17 protein-coding genes and 3 pseudogenes are annotated in these 19367 nt (G+C 45.0%); 15 read left to right on the top strand and 5 right to left on the bottom strand.

Annotation, left to right across the window (positions count from 1 at the left end):
• The first annotated feature begins 3 nt into the window (after window positions 1-3).
• The gene (locus tag DW039_RS16375; RefSeq protein WP_005832422.1) at window positions 4-1284 is read left to right on the top strand and encodes an alginate export family protein; all 1281 of its coding nucleotides are present in this window, start codon (window positions 4-6) and stop codon (window positions 1282-1284) included.
• A gap of 1 nt (window position 1285) precedes the next feature.
• Here the strand turns inward: DW039_RS16375 and DW039_RS16370 are convergent, their stop codons facing one another.
• Together DW039_RS16370 and DW039_RS16365 are read right to left on the bottom strand one after the other, a co-directional pair.
• Window positions 1286-1975, bottom strand: a complete 690-nt coding sequence (locus DW039_RS16370) for a Crp/Fnr family transcriptional regulator (protein WP_005832420.1) — start codon at window positions 1973-1975, stop codon at window positions 1286-1288.
• Between the two features lie 52 nt (window positions 1976-2027).
• Window positions 2028-2666 (bottom strand): Crp/Fnr family transcriptional regulator, encoded by a 639-nt coding sequence (locus DW039_RS16365; RefSeq protein ID WP_005832417.1) that lies wholly within the window; start codon window positions 2664-2666, stop codon window positions 2028-2030.
• 182 nt (window positions 2667-2848) lie between these two features.
• Between DW039_RS16365 and hcp the strand changes: the two genes are divergently transcribed.
• A complete protein-coding gene (gene hcp / locus DW039_RS16360) occupies window positions 2849-4498 on the top strand; it encodes a hydroxylamine reductase (RefSeq protein ID WP_120382138.1) in 1650 nt (549 codons plus the stop codon).
• A gap of 35 nt (window positions 4499-4533) precedes the next feature.
• On the opposite strand, the gene DW039_RS16355 is transcribed toward hcp, so the two are convergent.
• On the bottom strand, window positions 4534-5409 hold the full coding sequence (locus DW039_RS16355; RefSeq protein WP_005832412.1) for a PfkB family carbohydrate kinase: 876 nt from the start codon (window positions 5407-5409) through the stop codon (window positions 4534-4536).
• 144 nt (window positions 5410-5553) lie between these two features.
• On the opposite strand from DW039_RS16355, the gene DW039_RS16350 reads away from it, so the two are divergent.
• Together DW039_RS16350 and DW039_RS16345 are read left to right on the top strand one after the other, a co-directional pair.
• A complete protein-coding gene (locus DW039_RS16350; RefSeq protein WP_005832409.1) occupies window positions 5554-6612 on the top strand; it encodes an MBL fold metallo-hydrolase in 1059 nt (352 codons plus the stop codon).
• A gap of 75 nt (window positions 6613-6687) precedes the next feature.
• Complete coding sequence (locus tag DW039_RS16345) at window positions 6688-7521, top strand: DNA-formamidopyrimidine glycosylase family protein (protein ID WP_005832407.1); 834 nt, start codon at window positions 6688-6690, stop codon at window positions 7519-7521.
• Between the two features lie 179 nt (window positions 7522-7700).
• Here the strand turns inward: DW039_RS16345 and DW039_RS16340 are convergent, their stop codons facing one another.
• Both DW039_RS16340 and DW039_RS16335 read right to left on the bottom strand, forming a co-directional pair.
• Complete coding sequence (locus tag DW039_RS16340) at window positions 7701-8276, bottom strand: DUF4251 domain-containing protein (RefSeq protein ID WP_008664890.1); 576 nt, start codon at window positions 8274-8276, stop codon at window positions 7701-7703.
• A 125-nt stretch (window positions 8277-8401) separates the two neighbouring features.
• Window positions 8402-9127 carry an RDD family protein gene (locus DW039_RS16335; RefSeq protein WP_044468227.1) on the bottom strand — a complete coding sequence of 242 codons (726 nt, stop codon included), beginning with the start codon at window positions 9125-9127 and terminating at the stop codon, window positions 8402-8404.
• A 100-nt stretch (window positions 9128-9227) separates the two neighbouring features.
• On the opposite strand from DW039_RS16335, the gene DW039_RS16330 reads away from it, so the two are divergent.
• From DW039_RS16330 to DW039_RS16270, 11 genes and pseudogenes are all read left to right on the top strand, one after another.
• The gene (locus DW039_RS16330; RefSeq protein ID WP_044468228.1) at window positions 9228-10190 is read left to right on the top strand and encodes a stage II sporulation protein M; all 963 of its coding nucleotides are present in this window, start codon (window positions 9228-9230) and stop codon (window positions 10188-10190) included.
• On the top strand, window positions 10171-11115 hold the full coding sequence (locus DW039_RS16325; protein WP_005832395.1) for a hypothetical protein: 945 nt from the start codon (window positions 10171-10173) through the stop codon (window positions 11113-11115). Before DW039_RS16330 ends, DW039_RS16325 begins: the two co-directional genes overlap by 20 nt.
• Before the next feature lie 9 nt (window positions 11116-11124).
• Window positions 11125-11739 carry a DUF4129 domain-containing protein gene (locus DW039_RS16320; protein WP_009038199.1) on the top strand — a complete coding sequence of 205 codons (615 nt, stop codon included), beginning with the start codon at window positions 11125-11127 and terminating at the stop codon, window positions 11737-11739.
• Window positions 11736-12959: a DUF4350 domain-containing protein gene (locus DW039_RS16315; RefSeq protein WP_005832391.1), complete on the top strand. Its 1224-nt coding sequence runs from the start codon at window positions 11736-11738 to the stop codon at window positions 12957-12959. Before DW039_RS16320 ends, DW039_RS16315 begins: the two co-directional genes overlap by 4 nt.
• An 11-nt stretch (window positions 12960-12970) precedes the next feature.
• Window positions 12971-13945: a MoxR family ATPase gene (locus tag DW039_RS16310; protein WP_005832389.1), complete on the top strand. Its 975-nt coding sequence runs from the start codon at window positions 12971-12973 to the stop codon at window positions 13943-13945.
• A complete protein-coding gene (locus tag DW039_RS16305) occupies window positions 13942-15252 on the top strand; it encodes a DUF58 domain-containing protein (RefSeq protein ID WP_117703169.1) in 1311 nt (436 codons plus the stop codon). The genes DW039_RS16310 and DW039_RS16305 overlap by 4 nt, the downstream gene beginning before the upstream one ends.
• A gap of 156 nt (window positions 15253-15408) precedes the next feature.
• Entirely contained in the window at window positions 15409-16308 is a 900-nt protein-coding gene (locus DW039_RS16300; RefSeq protein ID WP_057089044.1) for an AraC family transcriptional regulator, read from the top strand.
• A 44-nt stretch (window positions 16309-16352) separates the two neighbouring features.
• Window positions 16353-17135, top strand: a complete 783-nt coding sequence (locus tag DW039_RS16295) for a Cof-type HAD-IIB family hydrolase (protein WP_044468969.1) — start codon at window positions 16353-16355, stop codon at window positions 17133-17135.
• Between the two features lie 39 nt (window positions 17136-17174).
• Window positions 17175-17759: pseudogene (locus tag DW039_RS21325) on the top strand (Crp/Fnr family transcriptional regulator).
• A 64-nt stretch (window positions 17760-17823) separates the two neighbouring features.
• Window positions 17824-18246, top strand: a pseudogene (locus DW039_RS16280) (GNAT family N-acetyltransferase).
• A gap of 838 nt (window positions 18247-19084) precedes the next feature.
• A pseudogene (locus tag DW039_RS16270) lies at window positions 19085-19318 on the top strand (site-specific integrase); the annotation flags it as partial.
• Between the last annotated feature and the right edge of the window lie 49 nt (window positions 19319-19367).

The following is a 19367-nucleotide window of genomic DNA, read 5'->3' as shown; positions in this document are numbered from 1 at the left end:
CTTATGAAAACAGTTTATTTGGCATTAGGCTTATTGCTGTTGCCCGGAATGTTGTGGGCACAAGGTTCGGAGAAAGAGAACGAATTCACCATGTCGATGCAAATCAGACCCCGTGCAGAATACCGTAACGGAGCACAGTTACCACGTTTCGAGGGAGACAAGGCTGCTTCATTTATCAACAACCGTGCACGTCTTTCCATGGAGTATAAACGTTCGGATTTGAGTATGAAGATTTCGGCCCAACATGTAGGCGTATGGGGGCAGGACCCGCAGATAGACACTAACGGGCGTTTCATTATGAACGAAGCATGGGCAAAACTCAACTTTGGTGCCGGTTTCTTTGCACAACTGGGGCGCCAGACCTTGTCTTATGACGACGAACGTATTTTGGGAGGGCTGGACTGGAATGTGGCCGGTCGCTATCACGATGCATTGAAGTTGGGCTATGCCAAGAATGCCCACCAACTGCATTTCATTCTTGCCTTCAACCAGAACAAGGAAAAGGCAAAAGGCGGTACCTATTATTATGACGGTGCACAACCTTATAAGAATATGCAGACCCTTTGGTATCATTATGCGGCGCAAACCCCCAACCTTGATGTCTCTTTGTTATTCATGAATCTGGGCCTGGAAACCGGTGATGCAGAAACAGAAACTTCCCATACCCGCTATTTGCAGACGTTCGGTACTTACGTGACTTATCAGCCGGAATCGGGAAATTGGCTACCTGTGCAGGCTGCTTTCTATTATCAGACCGGAAAGAACAAGAATGCGCAGAGTGTATCTGCCTTTATGGTAAGCGTGAAGGCTGCCTATGCCATAGACAAGCAATGGAGTGTGAGCTTGGGTTATGATTATCTGAGTGGCAGTGACGGGAAAGGTGACAAGTTCAAAGCATTCGATCCTCTTTACGGAACACATCATAAGTTCTATGGAGCGATGGACTATTTCTATGCTTCTGCTTGGCAGGGAGTAGCTCCCGGTTTGCAGGATGCCCAGTTGGGTGTCAACTTCAAGACATCCAAGCAGGTGAGTATGCAACTGAATTATCACTATTTTGCTACTGCTGCCAAGCTGGATGATGTAAAAAAGGGATTGGGTTCGGAGATGGACTATCAGCTTGACTGGAATGTGATGAAGGACGTGAAGCTTTCTGCCGGTTACTCCATTATGCGGGGTACGAAGTCTATGGACGTGGTGAAAGGCGGCGACCATAAACGCTGGCAGGATTGGGGCTGGGTATCTGTCAACATCAATCCGAGAATCTTGTTTGTAAAATGGTAGTTTAGATATACTCTTTCAGAGCTGCTTCATTCAATACCTCAATTTTCTTACCCGTCATTAGGATAATACCTTCTTTGGTCATCTTATTGATTTCCTTTGAAAGTGCCGGGCGGGTTACATTGAGGTATTCTGCCAGCTCAGATTGGGTATGCGCAATGGTGATGCTGGTAGAGTTGGAAATTCTGTTTTCAAACAGATAGACGACAAACCTTTCGCGGACTGTTTTGCGGGAAAGGGTTTTTAATCGCGAAACCGTGCAGGCATTGCAATTTCCCGTTATGCAAAGGAAGTTGTGCAGCACTTTGGGATCCTGGCTGATAAGCTTGAAGGTGGATTCTTTGGTGGCAGTGAATAGGATACAGTCTTCAATGGCAGTAAAAGTTGCCGGCAGTGTGGTGTTGCTGCCGAAGAGATGGGGAGTGGCAAAGGCCCGGGGGGCAACGATGTATTCTACCATAACTTTATTGCCCAGACCGTCTATAATATCTACACGCAATTTACCTTCCAATAGTATATATAGCTTCTTGCAGGGGGTGCCTTGCCGGGCAACTATATCTTTCTTGTCTATAGAATAGACTGAATATTCCAGTTTCTCAAGCAGCGATTGCTTGATATTATGTGGCAAATCCCTTAGTAGAGGGATTTGGAACAACAACTGTTCGTACTTTTCATCCAGTAGAATCTTTTCCATAGCTTTTTATTCTTGGACAAAGGTAAGAATAATATATAAGTGCGGACGTTTTTTATAAATATTTTTGGGCGGAGACTGCATTTATCCGCATTTCCTTCTCTTCCATTCGGATGCACCCTTCGCTTGCCAGTTCCGATAAGGCACGTGCCAGCGAGGGACGCGCCACTCCCAGTATTTGTGCCACTTCCTGCTGGTTGAGTATCGTGCCATGCATGCGTAGATAGTTCAGTATACGCGATTTCAGACTTTGTAGGGCAAAGGCATTTAGCTTTTTGGAGAGAAATAGGGTTCTGTCCGATACCAGTTGCAGAAAGTTGCGCATCACAGCGGGGTGTTGATGCAGGAATTCCAGGAAAATGTTCTTGTTTATAACGAGTATCTCACATTTCTCTTTAGCTTCGATATTTACCGGGAAGCGGTTTTCGGAGGCAAAGACAAAAGCCGGGGCAAGCAGTTGCGGGGCTTTCAGCGTTTCGATGGTGAGTTGCTTCCCCTCCGCACTGACCATTTGGGTACGCACACTGCCGTTGCACAATATGAATAGAGAACGATATGCTTCTCCCTGCATGGCAATGAAGTCAGCAGGTTTGTATTGCCTGTGTGCATGTTCGGGTGCCAGGATGAGGGATAATAACTCTTCTTCTGTTATGTCTTGGAAAGGAGGCATTTCCAATAATGTATGGATTTCCATTCTTTTTTTACTTTTTTGTGATTCGATGTAACATTCGTGACAGTTTGTGCGTTGTAGAACTCTCATCTTTGCACAAAGATAATGCAAATCGAATGCAATAGAACATAAGCCTGCTTATTTTTATTGCTGAGGTGCTGCTTATCTTATCAAAAGATTATGCAAACTTTTAAATGAATAGGAATATGGAACCAAACATGTTTTGTTATCAATGTCAGGAGACAGCCAAAGGAACCGGCTGTATATTGAAAGGTGTATGTGGAAAAGAAAGTCATACGGCTCAAGCTATGGACTTGTTACTGTTTGTAGTCAGGGGTATCTCTGTTGTTGCCGATACATTACGCAAGGCAGATTCTCCAGTCTCTGAAGAAGTGAATATTTTTGTGACGGATGCTTTGTTTTGTACTATCACGAATGCGAATTTCGATGATGAAAGCATCTTGAAACGGGTGGATAGGGGACTTGCTTTGCGTAATGGATTGATTCAAGAGGCCAAGCACAACAAAGTGTTCCTACCCCAAGTAGATGAACTGACTTGGCAGGGAACGCGTGACGACTATGCCGAGAAAGCGAAGACAGTAGGTGTTCTGCGTGAACAGAATGAAGACCTCCGTTCGTTGAAAGAATTGCTTGTCTATGGTTTGAAAGGTATGGCAGCTTATCTGGAGCATGCTATGCGCTTGGGATTCAATGATGATACAGTTCATGTTTTCATGCAGCGTGCACTGGCTACCATTGCGGTTGAGTCTCTATCGGCAGAGGAATGGGTGAAGCTGGTTCTCGAAGCTGGTGAGTTCGGAGTAAAGACAATGGCTCTACTGGATGCTGCCAATACCGGTACTTACGGTAATCCCGAAATTACAAAGGTGAATATCGGTGTGAAGAATCGTCCGGGAATTTTGATTAGCGGCCATGACTTGAAGGATATGGAAGAATTATTGAGACAGACAGAAGGTACGGGGATAGACGTCTATACACATGGTGAAATGCTGCCTGCCCACTATTATCCTGCTTTCAAGAAATATTCTCATTTTGTAGGCAACTATGGCAATGCCTGGTGGAAACAGCGTGAAGAATTCACTTCCTTCAACGGACCGATTCTGTTTACCACCAACTGCATCGTTCCTCCTTTGGCTAATGCAGTGTATAAAGAGCGTATGTTCATCACCAACTCTACCGGTTATCCGGGTTGCAAGTATATTGATAAGGATGCGGAAGGCAGGAAAGACTTCTCTGAAATCATAGAGATTGCCAAACAATGCCAGCCGCCGGTGGAGATAGAGCATGGAGAGATTATCGGTGGTTTTGCCCATAACCAGGTACTGCAACTGGCAGACAAGGTGGTAGATGCCGTGAAGACCGGAGCCATGCGCCGCTTTATCGTAATGGCAGGCTGTGACGGACGTATGAAGAGCCGCGATTACTATACGGAGTTTGCCAAAGCCTTGCCGCAAGATACCGTTATCCTGACCGCAGGTTGTGCCAAATACCGCTATAATAAACTTGGTTTGGGAGACATCAACGGCATTCCCCGTATATTGGATGCCGGACAGTGCAATGACAGTTATTCACTGGCCGTGATAGCCATGAAGCTGAAAGAAGTATTCCGGCTGAATGACATCAACGAACTTCCCATTGTCTACAACATAGCATGGTACGAACAGAAGGCGGTTATTGTATTGTTGGCATTACTGAGTCTCGGGGTGAAGGATATTCACTTAGGCCCCACATTGCCCGCTTTCCTTTCTCCGAATGTTGTGAAGGTACTGGTTGATATGTTTCATATCGCAGGTATCGGTAGTGTGGAAGATGATTTGAAAAAATTCGGATTATAAATAAAGATGGTAGGGTGTTATATCACCCTATCACTTTATCCTTTTATCACGTTATTTATCGCTTCTTCCGTTCCGCAGAATGGCCCGTGTGATTGTAGTTTTATGGTGCACATGGCGGCAGCAAAGCATCCCGCTTCCCGGTGGGATGCACCTTTGTTGCGCATATACAGATACCCCACCATATAGGTGTCTCCACATCCTGTTGCATCTGTAATCTGAAGGGCAGGATAGGCGGGGATTTCGTGAAATTCTCCTTGGGCATATATCAGCGAACCTTTATCTCCCAGGGTCAGCAGCACTTCCTTGACGCCCCAGTCTGCAATCAGCAATGCGGCTTCGTGCGGTTCACTGCATCCGGTCAGTACTTCCATTTCAGCTTCGTTGGCTTTCAGAATATGGATATACTTCAATGCTTCTTTCTTTTCCGGCCAGTCTACTGCCAGCACTTTTTCATTATCCACTTTGCGGAGAAATCCCTGCACATCTACCGAGAGGAGTCCCTTTCCGGACAAGAACTTGATGACCTCCAAAGAGAAGTCGTCGGCAAGCAGACTGCCCAAGTGGATAATCCGTGCATCGGTATCTTTCAAACCTTCCACGGTGAAAGGGTCTGCTTTTGCCGTGACACGTTGTGTACGTTCGTTCTGGTTTTCTCCATAAATATTCTCGAAACAGACGGAATGTGTGCTGTGCAAGGCTTTGACGGAAATACCTTCTTTCCGAATGTCTTCCACAATGCCCATGTCAGTATCAGCCAAAGCTGTTACCAATAAAAAATCGTTAGCATTCAAGTGCTTGATGGCATGTGCGAAGTAGAAGGAGGTGCCTCCCGGCATATATATGGTATTTTTAGGGGTTACGACTTTATCTTGGGTAATATAACCGATGCAACATAGACTGTGTGTGTTCATTTCTTTGTTGGCTTTTTATTGCTTTATTGTATTGATTCCGTAAATTGGGCGCGAAGATAGTGATTTAATAACAATTCGACTATATTTGCAGCTGTAAATGTAGCCTCATTGAATATGAATTCATTAAAAACGAAAAGAGTACGTATGATAGTTGGCATTATAGTGGGTATTGTGGCTGTTGCGGTCATAGTGGGATTCGTTTTTGTCAATCAGCCGAGTTTCGGGAGGGCTCCTCAAGGAGAACGGTTGGAGAGGATTAAGAAGTCGCCTCATTACAAAGACGGAGAATTCCGGAATCTGCACAGTACGATGATGATGACTTCCCAAAAGGGACGTTTGGGAGCTTTCTGGGGATTCTTGTTTAAGCAAGAAACCGATTTACGTCCTGAAAAAGAGATTCCGGTTATAAAGACGGACCTCAGCAAGATAAGCAAGGACGAGAATGTATTGGTATGGTTCGGACATTCATCCTATTTTATCCAGATAGACGGAAAGCGTATACTGGTAGACCCCGTATTTTGTGGGGCTTCTCCGGTTTCGTTTGTAAACAAGCCGTTCAAGGGGGCGGATGCCTACAAGCCTGCCGATATGCCGGAGATTGACTATCTGGTGATATCACATGACCATTGGGATCATCTGGATTATGAAACGGTGATGCAGCTGAAAAATCGGGTAGATAAGGTGGTCTGTCCTTTGGGGGTAGGTGAACATTTCGAGTATTGGGGATTTGAGAAATCATCCCTGGTTGAGCTGGATTGGTTTGAAGATACTGTACTGGATAAGGGATTTCTGCTTCATTGCTTGCCCGCCCGGCATTTTTCGGGCCGCTCGTTGAAAGCGAATCAGGCACTATGGGCCTCTTTCCTTATCGAAACCCCTTCGCAGAAGATTTATATGGGCGGTGATAGTGGATATGATACGCATTTTGCCGAAATAGGCAAGCAATATCCTGGCATTGACCTTGCCATATTGGAGAATGGGCAGTATAACGAAGATTGGAAATATATCCATACCATGCCCCAATATTTGGGACAAGTGGCCAGGGACTTGAATGCGGAAAAGATTCTGACTGTCCATCATTCCAAATATGCTTTGGCTAGACACCGCTGGGACGAACCGTTGAAGAATGCCATGAATCTGAAAGAGAAAGACTCTTTGAACGTGTTGATGCCTATTATAGGGGAAGTGGTCCGGTTAAAATAATGAACGATATTGATTAGCTATTGACGAGTTATTAACGGAAATATATATCCCTATCGAAAATAAAAGTAAGATAATATGTTGGAATTACCCGAAGTTATCACCCTGAGCAAACAAGTGAACAACGCCTTGAGCGGTAAAACAATCACGCAGGTATTCAATGCCACCAAACCGCATAAGTTTACGTTCTATAACGGCAATCCGTCGGAGTATGGTAAACTGCTCGTAGGCAAAACCATCCTTTCATCCGAAGGATATGGCATGTTTGTCAATTTCAATCTTTCGGATAATGTGATCATGAATATAGGCGACGGAGTCAGTGTCCGTTATTACAATGCGGGAGATAAGATTCCTGCCAATTACCAGTTGTTGCTGACGTTTAATGATGATTCATTCCTTGTCTTCACGGTTGTAATGTATGGTTTTATCAATGTTTATCCTGATAGCTATATCGACAATAAGTACTATAAATTGAGTCGGGAAAGCATTTCGCCGTTGAGCGATAAATACACCGAAGCGGAATTTGAGAAACTCGTTGCCGAAGCAAAGAAGACCCTCTCTGCTAAAGCTCTATTAGCAACCAATCAGCGTATTCCCGGTGTAGGTAACGGCGTAACGCAGGATATTCTGTTCAATGCACGGATAAATCCCAAACAGAAAGTGCTACTTCTGTCGGATAATCAGAAAGACGTTCTTTTTAATGCTCTAAAAGAAACATTGGTGGATATGACGTTCGAGGGCGGACGCGATACGCAAACAGATCTTTATGGCAACGCCGGAGGTTACAAAACCATTCTTTCTGCCAAAACATGGAAGAATCCTTGTCTCCGTTGTGGCAGTACCATCATAAAAGAGGCTTATATGGGTGGTTCGGTATATTATTGCCCAACGTGTCAACAGATAAAAGAATAAATGTCCACATTCTGTTAGCTCCCTTTATGTACGATGCAAGGAATTAATATTCTGTATAACAGTTTATTAATTCCTTGTATCGCATTCTGTTAATATCGTGTCTACACGATATTCGTATCCTGCGAACACGATATGAATATCTTCTTTTCTTTATACTTTGTACGGACAAAAGGGGTGTTTTATAAAGCCCGCCCTTTGTAAACGTTTGACTGGGACAATGGAACCAGGACTCCGTTCAGCGTCAGGGTATTCGAATTGAAGTTCGGGCTGATTCTTGCCGATGCATTATTGCCGCCGTTGGTCAGTGTGATATACACTTGTGCGGATATTCCGATGCCTTGTACGCTGAAGCTGCAATTCACGTTTCCCTTTTTGTCGGTCGTGATTTTCATTTCCTTTCTGCTGCCGTCCACTGTGATGCCGCCTATTCCGTTGGGGCCTGCAAGGGCATTGTTGGCAGCTATTTGTACGGATGCGTGTTCACCGTCCATCAGAACGAAGTTTGTTGTCGATGAAACAAATGCGCTCCGTCCTCTCTTGAACACCAGCTGGTCTGCTTCCAATACAAACTTGCCCTCTTTCAATGCCTGGACGGCAATGGCATAGTTCCTTTCATTTTCTGCTTTTTCGCGTGCTTTCTGGGCTTCGCGTTGGGCTTTACGCTCTGCTTGGCGTGTTTCGCTGCTACTCTGTGCATACATCAGGGTCGATGCACTTACCAACACCAGTGTGATTAATGTAATGATTCGTTTCATAATTGTTCTTTGTTATTTAGTTAAGACCTTCTGGTTGATTAACAAATGAAAAGCCAAAAAGATGCAGCTTGAATCTTAAATAAGCGTAAGACTTAACACTTCTTTGGTTTTGTTGGAAGTTTGTATTAAATTTCTTCCAAGGCATAATACTGGTAATCCCGGAGAATGGTCTGAAGAAAGTTTTCCGGGTTACTGTCATGAGGAGTGATGGAGAGAAGTTCCTGCACTTTTTTCGCAAGGGAGGCAATGCGGCGTGTACGGTCTTTCTTACCCGATTGCAGGGTCCGAGTAATGACGTTGATTTGCTCCAATGACAAGTCGGAAGCTTGTGGATAGGTAGGCCGGTAGTCTTTGGTCAGGTAGTCGAACTCATCGAGGCTGACGTGTATCTTGCGGTAATTCTTTTCCTTGATTACCATGGTGCCGGCAGCAAGGTCGCCCATTCGCTGGCTGTTTTTGGTCAAAAGGACGACCAGAAGTCCCAGGCCACCGGTCACCGGTCCGTCGATAGGAAAGAGAAGCCATCGGAGCAGGTACGAGCCTATGCCGGGCGTGGAACCGTCTGCTTTTACGACACGGATGTTCATCAGCCGCTTGCCGAGACTTTGTCCCTGGTTGAACATTTCGCAGAGAAATGCGTAAAACAAGACCGGCAGGTAGACGATAGTGAGGAAGAAAAGCATCGTGAAATCAGAGGGCAGATGAATCCGTGAAAACAAGGCCAAAGTAGAAAATACATAGAATCCGAGCAGAATATAGTCTATGACCAGTGCAATGAGCCGTTCACCGATACTGGCAGGCGTTTGACTGATGCGGACAAACTGCCCGGTGATAATTGTAGATTCTGCCATTCCTGATAAAACATTTTTAGTATTTCATTGCAAATATATCATTATTCTCTTATTTTTGTTACCGATTTCAGACAAAACTTCTCTGAAATATTCATGGGGTATGAAAGAAGTGACGTTTATCCGGCGGAACATCGAAAAATGGAAACAAGCAGAAAAAATAGTGGAGCAGGCGGACAGTCTGTCTCCCGATGAGCTTGCCGACGCATATACGGAGCTTACGGCAGACCTGGCTTTTGCCCAAACGCATTTCCCCGCTTCCCGCATCACTATCTATCTGAACAATCTTGCCTCGGCATTGCACAACCACATTTATAGAAACAAGCGCGAGAAATGGTCAAGAATTATCACCTACTGGACCCGTGAAGTGCCTTCGGCCATGTACGATGCACGCCGTGAGTTAGTGGCTTCCTTCATTATATTTGTGGTCAGCGCATTGATAGGAGTGGTATCTGCTGCCGGAGACCCCGATTTTGTGCGTTTGATTTTAGGAAACTCTTATGTGGATATGACTTTGAACAATATCGCTAATGGTGAACCCATGGCTGTATATAATGGTTCCTCCGAGTTCCCCATGTTTCTGAGTATCACGCTGAACAATATCATGGTCTCCTTCAACTGCTTTGCCATGGGGTTGCTGACCAGTTTTGGCACCGGATACATGCTCCTTAACAATGGTATCATGATAGGGGCTTTCCAAACCTTCTTTTATCAGCACGACTTGCTTTGGGAGTCCTTCCTTGCCATTTGGCTGCACGGGACACTCGAAATCTGGGCGATTATTGTAGCCGGTGCCGCCGGTCTTGCCCTGGGCAACGGATGGCTCTTTCCCGGAACCTATTCAAGGCTGGAATCTTTCAAACGGGGAGCCAAAAAAGGACTGAAGATAGTGGTGGGTACGGTACCCGTATTCATCATGGCAGGATTTATAGAAGGATTCGTTACCCGCCATACCGAACTTCCGGATGCTTTGAGGTTCGGCTTTATTCTACTCTCTTTGTCGTTTATCTTTTTTTATTATATTTATTTACCTAACAGAAAGAAGCATGGAAGCACAGAAACCTAAAATCGCACTGTATGTACAACGTTCTTTTGGAGAGAAACTAACTGCTACCTTTGATTTTATCAAAGAGAATTGGAAGCCGTTGATGAAATTCACCACATATCTGATGTTGCCGCTTTGTCTGCTTCAGGGACTGAGCTTGAACGGGCTGATGAGCGGTACAATGGCTCTGGGTGATATGACCGGAGGCTCGTTCGACTCTTCTGTTGTCGGAGCGTCCATCATGGCACTGGTGACTTATTACAGTCTGTATGCCGTTCTCTATCTGCTAGGAACTGTCATGCTGACCTCTTTGGTCTACGCATTGGTCCGTACTTACAATGAACGGGAAGAACGCTTGGAGGGAGTGACGTTAGGGATGCTGAAGCCCTTGTTGTTCCGTAATGTCAGAAGGGTATTTCTGATAATGATTATCGGTGTGCTTTTGGTGCTGTTTGTAGGGCTTATTGTTGGTTTTATAGCCACCGTCATTCCGTTCATGGCGATTGCGTTCTTGTTCGTTCTGCTCGTTGTGGTGGTGTCTGTGCCACTTGCTATTTGGGCTCCAGTCTATCTGTTCGAAGATATCTATATCATAGATGCCTTGAAGAAGGCCTACCGACTGGGTTTCGCTACCTGGGGAGGTATCGTACTGATTTCCATTGTTATGGGATTCATCGCCGCCATCTTGCAGGGAGTGACGATGATTCCATGGTATATCGGGACTATTGTGAAATATATCTTTGCAATGACTGATGCAGGTGGCGGTGCCACTGTATCGGCAGCCTATAGCTTTGTGCTTTATCTGCTGGCGGTGGTCCAGGCATTCGGCGTTTATATGTCCATGATTTTCTCATTGCTGGGACTGGCTTATCAATACGGTCATGCTTCGGAAAAGATAGATTATGTGATGGTGGAGAGTGATATTGACAATTTTGATAAACTCTGATAACGGACTATGAATATGGCTCCGGCTGATACACTGGTTTGTGATACTGCACAGGTTGCCGCTTGGCAGTCTGACCCGGCGTTTGCTTACAGTCGTGAGTTGATAGCTCCCGAAATTAATGTACTTGAGTGGTTCAGCAGATGGTTCGGCAAGCTGCTGGACAAGATATTCGGGAATACGTTGGTGGCAGAATATTCGGAGGTCGTATTGATATGCATTGCCGTTCTTATCCTGGTATTGGTCATTTGGTTTGTGTACAAGAAGCGTCCGGAACTGTTCATGCGTTCGCGCAAGAGTACCCTGCCCTATACAGTGGGGGAGGACACCATCTATGGAGTGGATTTTGCGGAAAGAATTGCCGATGCGCTTGCCCGGACGGATTATCGGGAGGCGGTGCGTTTGCTCTATCTGCAGACGCTGAAACAGCTCAGCGATGGAAAACGTATAGACTGGCAGTTATATAAAACGCCAACACAATATATCTATGAAGTCCGTCTGCCAGCTTTCCGCCAAATGACCAACCATTTTCTACGAGTACGTTACGGAAATTTTGAAGCGACCGAAACTTTGTTCCATGCGATGCGGGATTTGCAGAAAGAAGTGGAGAAAGGAGGGGCGGCATGAAGGGGAACCATTGGTTTATAGCCGGTATCATTGTTTTTCTGGTGTTGATGTTTGCGATAGAGTGCCGTCTGCCAAAGAAGTTTGTCTGGAACCCTACGTTCAGCCATTATGACAAGCAACCGTTCGGCTGTGCCGTGTTCGATAGCCTGCTGTCTTCATCGTTGCCGAAGGGATATTCGTTGTCGAGAAAGACTTTTTATGAACTGGAGCAGGAAGATACGACGCTCCGCCGCGGAATACTGGTTGTTACCGATAACCTGCATTTGACGGATGTAGATGTGGAGGCGATGTTGAAGATGGCGGGACGGGGAGACCGGATTATGCTGGTGGGGAGCTCTTTCAGCCGTATTTTGAAAGATACGCTGGGATTTGAGTGCAGCTATTCCTATTTCAGTCCGTCGGCTTTGAAAAAATATGCCACTGCATTGCTTTCGAAAGACAGTTTGTGCTGGGTGGGGGATTCGGCGGTTTATCCGCAGCAGACTTTCTGTTTCTATCCCCAACTTTGTCAGTCTTATTTCTTTGCAGATTCCATTTCTAGTAAAGTGTTGGCGGAAAAAACTGTTACCGGAGAAGCTGCTCATCCGGTTGCCATGTCGGTTTCTTGGGGAAAGGGGGAAGTTATACTGGCTTCCACTCCCCTGCTTTTTACGAACTATGGTGTGCTGGATGGGAAGAATGCGGCTTATCTTTTTCGTATATTGTCCCAGATGGGTGGATTTCCCATTGTCCGTACCGAAGGCTATATGAAAGAAACAGCCCAGGTACAGATGTCTCCTTTTCGCTATTTCCTTTCGCAGCCGCCGCTTCGCTGGGCATTGTACTTGAGTATGGTTTCCATCCTGCTCTTTATGATATTTACAGCCCGCAGGAAGCAGCGCGCCATTCCGGTTATCCGCGAACCGGAAAATAAGTCTTTGGAGTTTGCAGAGTTGATAGGTACTCTTTATTATCAGAAGAAGGACCATGCTGACTTAGTCCGCAAGAAATATCTCTATTTTGCGGAGGAACTGAGGAGGGAAATACAAGTGGATGTGGAGGAAGTGGCAGAGGATGAGCGCTCTTTCGGCAGGATTGCCCGGAAGACGGGTATGGAAGCGGGGGAAATAGCCGCGTTCATCCGCGAGGTGAGGCCGGTGGTGTACGGAGGGCGCAGCATCTCTGAGAAGGAGATGAAACGGCTTGTCGATAAAATGAATGAAATAATCAATCATATATAAAGAAGATATTTATGGAAGAGAACACAGAAAAACGGGTGGACTTGACTCTCTTTTCCGAGAAGATACAAGCGTTGAAGGACCGGATTGCTACGGTCATAGTGGGGCAGGAGCAGATAGTGGACCTGGTACTGACGGCTGTCCTGGCAAACGGCCATGTGTTGCTGGAGGGAGTGCCGGGGGTGGCAAAGACACTGCTTGCCCGTCTGGTGGCACGCTTGATTAAGGCGGACTTCAGCCGCATTCAGTTTACTCCGGACTTGATGCCGAGTGATGTGTTGGGTACTACGGTCTTCAACATGAAAACCAATGACTTTGACTTTCATCAAGGACCGGTGTTTGCCGACCTCGTGCTGGTGGACGAGATAAACCGCGCTCCCGCCAAGACGCAGGCAGCCTTGTTCGAGGTTATGGAAGAACGGCAGGTCAGCATTGACGGTACCACGCATCAGATGGGAGAACTCTATACGATTCTGGCAACCCAGAATCCGGTGGAGCAGGAGGGGACTTATAAGTTACCTGAAGCGCAACTGGACCGCTTCCTGATGAAAATAACCATGGGATATCCCTCATTGGAGGAGGAGGTGGACATCCTGGAGCGCCACCACGCCAATGCTTCGTTGGTGAAGTTGGAGAGCCTGGCGCCCGTGCTCACAAAAGAAGAACTGCTTTCGTTGCGCAGGCTGATAGAACACGTGTTTGTAGACCGCACGCTGCTTCAGTACATCGCGTTGATTGTACAGCAGACGCGTACCAGCAAGGCTGTATATTTAGGAGCTTCTCCGCGTGCGTCCGTGGCAATGATGCAGGCCTCCAAGGCATATGCACTGTTGCAGGGACGTGACTTTGTGACACCGGAGGATATTAAGTTCGTTGCTCCGTATGTGCTTCAGCATCGCTTGATATTGACAGCGGAAGCCGAGATGGAAGGCTATTCGCCGGTAAAGGTGACGCAACGTCTGATTGATAAGGTGGAAGTGCCGAAGTGAGACTGGGCCGCCGATTCTATATTGCTCTTGTTCTGATAGTCCTGCTGACGGGTATCGGGTACGTCTTTGCTCCATTCTTTGCAATCGGGCAGTGGGCGCTTTTTGTTTTGGCGGTGTCGGCGTTGGTGGATGGGGTGATGCTCTATCGTATTCGCGGCATCCGGGCATTCCGCCAGTGTGCTACCCGCTTCTCCAACGGAGATGAAAACACCGTGAACATACGTGTGGAGAGCAGTTATCCGCATCCGGTGGCTGTGGAAGTGGTGGATGAGATTCCTTTTGCATTCCAGTTGCGGAATATTGATTTCCGGATGAGGCTTCAGGCGAATGAGGGCAGGACGATTACGTATCATCTGCGTCCTACGCGGCGGGGGATTTACTCTTTCGGACGGATTCGGGTGTTTGTGGCAGGCAGAATGGGATTGCTTTTCCGCAGATATACTTGCGATGCTCCGCTGGATGTCAAGGTATATCCGTCCTATCTGATGCTCCATCGGTATGAGTTGCTTGCTATCAGCGACAACTTGACGGAATTGGGCATCAAACGTATCCGCAGGGTGGGGCATCATACGGAGTTCGAACAGATAAAGGAGTATGTGAAAGGCGACGATTACCGCACGATAAACTGGAAAGCAAGCGCCCGGAGGCACGAACTTATGGTAAATGTCTATCAAGACGAGCGTTCCCGGCAAATCTATAACGTGATAGACAAGGGGCGGATTATGCAGCAGGCATTTCGCGGGATGACCTTGCTGGACTATGCTATTAATGCCTCCCTGGTTCTTTCGTACGTTGTCATGCGGAAGGAGGATAAAGCCGGACTGGTAACGTTTAATGAGCACTTTGATACATTTATCCCCGTCTCCCGACAGCCCGGACAAATGCAGGCGTTATTGGAGAACCTTTACAGCCAGCAGACTACTTTTGGGGAGACCGACTTTTCCTCATTGTGCGTACATTTGAACAAGCGCGTCAACAAACGCAGTCTTTTGGTGCTGTATACCAATTTTTCCGGCATCGGCAGCTTGAATCGCCAGTTGGCTTATTTGCAGCAGTTGAACCGCCAGCACCGGTTGCTGGTCATCTTCTTCGAAGATGCCGCTCTGAAAGAGTACGTCGCCACTCCTGCGAGGGATACGGAAGGGTATTACCGCCATGTCATTGCCGAGAAATTTGTATTCGAGAAACGGCTGATAGTCTCCACCTTGAAGCAGCACGGCATCAGTGCTGTGCTAACTACACCGGAAAATCTTTCTGTGGACGTGATAAACAAGTATCTGGAGATGAAGTCACGTAGCCAGATATAAAAACAGTAACTAAGGTTATATAATCCGTAATAAGGGTAGTGAAGATGTCTGGATTTTCCTCTAATTTTGTAATTGGTATATTGTGAAGGTGTGGAAAACATATCCTTAAGATTTTAGATATCTGAAGTTACAATAATGAGAATGACTTTATAGGTGATGAAAGACAATACATTGGACATAAAGACCGTATGTGAATGTAACCGGTGCCTGGGATGTAAAACGTTGCATCCTCAGGTAAGCATTATTAATCTGGAAAATCCTAGTGTGTATCAGGATGCTGTGAAGTTTGAATTCTATGCCATCCTACTGATTGAGGACTGTGAAGGGGATTGTGACTGCTGCGGACGGAAATATTATGATTATTCCAATGCTACGATGGTATTTCTTACTCCCGGCGAGATATTCCGGATGAACAAGAACAATACGCTTCCGGACAAAGGCTGGTTGCTGGCATTTCATCCCGATTTATTGCTTTGTACTACGCTAAAGAATCATATCGACAACTATACTTTCTTTTTCTACCGCAAGGAGGAGGCGTTGCATCTGTCACAGCGCGAAACAGCCAAAGTGACGTGTTGCCTTGAGAATATCGAGGATGAACTTCATCATTCCATTGATATGCATAGCAATACCATCTTGTCCCGTCACATCGAATTGCTGCTGGATTATTGCTCACGTTACTATGAGCGGCAATTCATCACCCGTGAGAATAAGAACAAGATGATTCTGGGGAAAATGGAAGGGATATTGGACGAGTATATCACTTCCGGAAAGTTGCAGGAGGGGAAGCTGCCCACTTCCGGATGCTGTGCCGAAAAACTGAATCTTTCGACGGCTTACTTTGATGATTTGCTGAGGTTTGAGACGGGTAAGACATTGGCTGAATACTTCCAGTTCAAATGCTTGTACACGGCCAAGAAAATGTTATCGGAAGGTGGTAATACACCTGCTGCCGTAGCGCGTCGGCTGGGCTATCCGAGTGTGCAATATTTCAGTCTGGTGTTTAAGAAAGCAACGGGAGTTGCACCGAATGAATATAGATATTCACAAAATTGAGATGATGCAGATAGAATGAATTTATTAGACCAAAATATTTTATAATGGAGACCAAAGCTATATTTTTAGATGTAGACGGAACATTGGTGAGTTTCGACACTCACCGCGTTCCGCAGTCGGCTATCGAAGCGTTGCAGCAAGTTCATGAATCCGGTATAAAAATCATAATAGCAACTGGGAGGGCGTTTACCGATCTTCACGAACTTGAAGAGATTCCATACGATGCAGTGATAGCTTTGAATGGGTCCGATTGTGTACTGAGAGATGGCACTCCTATATCTAGTAAACAGATTCCCGAAAAGGATTTTCAGAGGGTACTGGTATTGGCTCAACATTATGGGTTTGCTCTGGCTATCGAAACGAATAAAGGTATTTTTGTCAACGAACTCAACCCGACCGTCATCGAATTGGCCAGGCTGGTCAATCACCCTACACCGCCGGTGGCAGACATCGAAAAAGAGTTTATGGGAGGCGAATGTTGTCAGTTATGCATATATTGTGATGAAGAAATGGAAAAAGAAGTAATGGCACAACTTCCCGGACTTTCTGTTTCCAGATGGAACCCTTTCTTCGCGGATGTCAATGTGGCGGGAGTAAACAAGGCTATGGGTATCAATGAGTTTGCTTCCTATTATGGATTTGATGTTTCAAGAACCATCGCTTTTGGTGATGGCGGGAATGATATTTCCATGATTCGTGCAGCCGGGATGGGAATAGCTATGGGAGGAGCTTCCGAGGCTGTGAAAAGCGTTGCCGATTATATAACGGAGGCGGTGGATGAGAATGGTGTCCGGAACGCCTTGGTTCGTTTCGGTATTCTGGAATAAAAATCGGCTATCAAAACTGATGAAAACTATAGTCTGTAAATATTATGCTTTTTAGAAAAATTACTTAAAGGATTTAATTTTAGCATCAATATTTTTAATTTGGAGGAATCTAAGTCATTTGACCAATATTTTGAGCGGATATTGATTAGTAAAGATACATTTTTGATTAAGGAAGGAGAAATAGAAAGATATAGTTATTTCGTTTTTGATGGGATATTGCGTTGTTGGCTTTTGAATCATAAAGGGGAAGAGTAAATTTTTTGGTTTTGTAAAGAAGGTACGTTTTCAATGTCGAACATGTCTTTTACCTTACAAACATGATCTGCATTTAATGTGCAGACAATTGTAGATAGCGTTATTTACCGAATAGACAAGAAGCGAGTAGATGAACTGTATACTGCTATTCCTAAGGTAAAAACTGTATTTGAAGATTTGAATGCTATACTACTGAGTAAACTCTTGAAAAGAAATATCGACTTGATTAAATATTCTCCTGAATAGTATTATCTACAGATGATTGAAGGATATGGCATTACATTAAACTATATACCACTCAAAGATATAGCTTCTTATTTGGGTATCATGCCACAAGTACTAAGCAAAATCCGTAAACGTATTTTTTAACTTGGGTTCAGTGTATTGAATGTATAAGTTCCGAACTTTGCGGTTTTAAATAGCAATTACAATTATGATTAGAAAAATTAAAGTTACGGATTATCCACGTTTGATAGAAATTTGGGAAAGTGCAGTATTGAGTACACATGATTTTCTTAAAGAAGAAGATTTTCTATACTATAAGGAACAGCTTCCGGTATATTTTCAGTATGTCATTCTATTCGGGTTTGAACAGGAGGGAATCTTAATCGGATTTATGAGAATTGCAGAAGGAAATCTTGAAATGTTGTTTATTACCAATAATTATTGAGGCACAGGAATTGGGGAAAAACTGGTTACTTATGCCATAAATCATTTGCAGGTAACGAAAGTCGATGTGAACGAGCAGAATATTCAAGCTGTCGGTTTTTATAAATATATAGGCTTTAGCGTATACAAAAGGTCCGATTTGGACGGAGAAGGTAAAGAATATCCTATTTTACACATGCAGTTGTAGTTCGTAAGTCAGACCCCGATTTTAAAAATCATCATTTTTGCCAGCACTACTTTTTCTTCTCATATTCGGCTTTAACTATCTGACAGCAAGAATTTAACCACGTGTTTTTTTCTGTTTTTTTTGTTTATAATAAATAATATTTGTTAATGTCTATTTCGGGCTTATTTTCCGTTTTCTTTGTGCAAATATGGTGATTAAGGGGCGAACTCCGTTGTCTATAGTGCCGGAAGTATGGCTTTGGCTCCCCGTATATGGGCATTTTTTCCCTTCATGTCCTGTGTGTAATGCAGAGAAGCTTGGCGCATAATTCCCGAAACCTTATTACAAAACTTCGTCCCACGCATGTGTGCTCGCCGGTTTGCCTGCGTGAACTGTCGAGCCCACGTGCGTGGGACGAGGGTTTACATGAACCTTCATAATAAAAAGCATGGGACATACGTGGATTCTGCCTATACCTTCTTCCAGTTTTGTCCCTATCCGGAGGACGGTCTGCCCATTCATTGCTGCTCAGTTTCTTATTCTTGTGATGTAAGTCTGAGAAAGCTGAAACTCGAAAATTGCTTATGCACCGGATATTTCGGGTCCCCATTTTTGCCGGAGCGAGAAAAAGAAAAAGCTCTGAAATCCTTGAATTTCAGAGCTTTGCTTTAATTTGCTATTTGCTTTCGCGGTGCGTACGGGACTTTAACCTACAATTTTACAAAATATCATAATATCGTAACTATCTACTAATAAACAGCTTATTACGATTAATTTATATCGTAAAATATCACTCAAAATCTTTTGCTATCTCAATAATTGGGTGTATATTTGGGTGCTAATTTAATTACACCCGAATATGAATATCAAGAGAAACATCATCTTTTCTTTGGAAAGCCGGAAGAAGAACGGCGTACCAATCGTGGAGAATGTGCCTATCCGTATGCGTGTGATATTTGCCAGCCAGCGCATCGAGTTTACAACGGGCTACCGCATCGACGCGGCCAAATGGGACATCGACAAACAGCGTGTAAAGCCGGGCTGCACCAACAAGCTGAAACAGAGCGCATCCGAAATCAACACCGACCTGCTGTAGCTAACACTTGAAAAGGGACCCGGGTAGCATTTGAAACGTGTACCAC

It is taken from the genome of Bacteroides sp. AF39-16AC (genome assembly GCF_003602735.1).
Taxonomy (GTDB): Bacteria; Bacteroidota; Bacteroidia; order Bacteroidales; family Bacteroidaceae; genus Bacteroides; species Bacteroides uniformis.
This window is presented reverse-complemented; position numbering and strand designations above follow the sequence as displayed.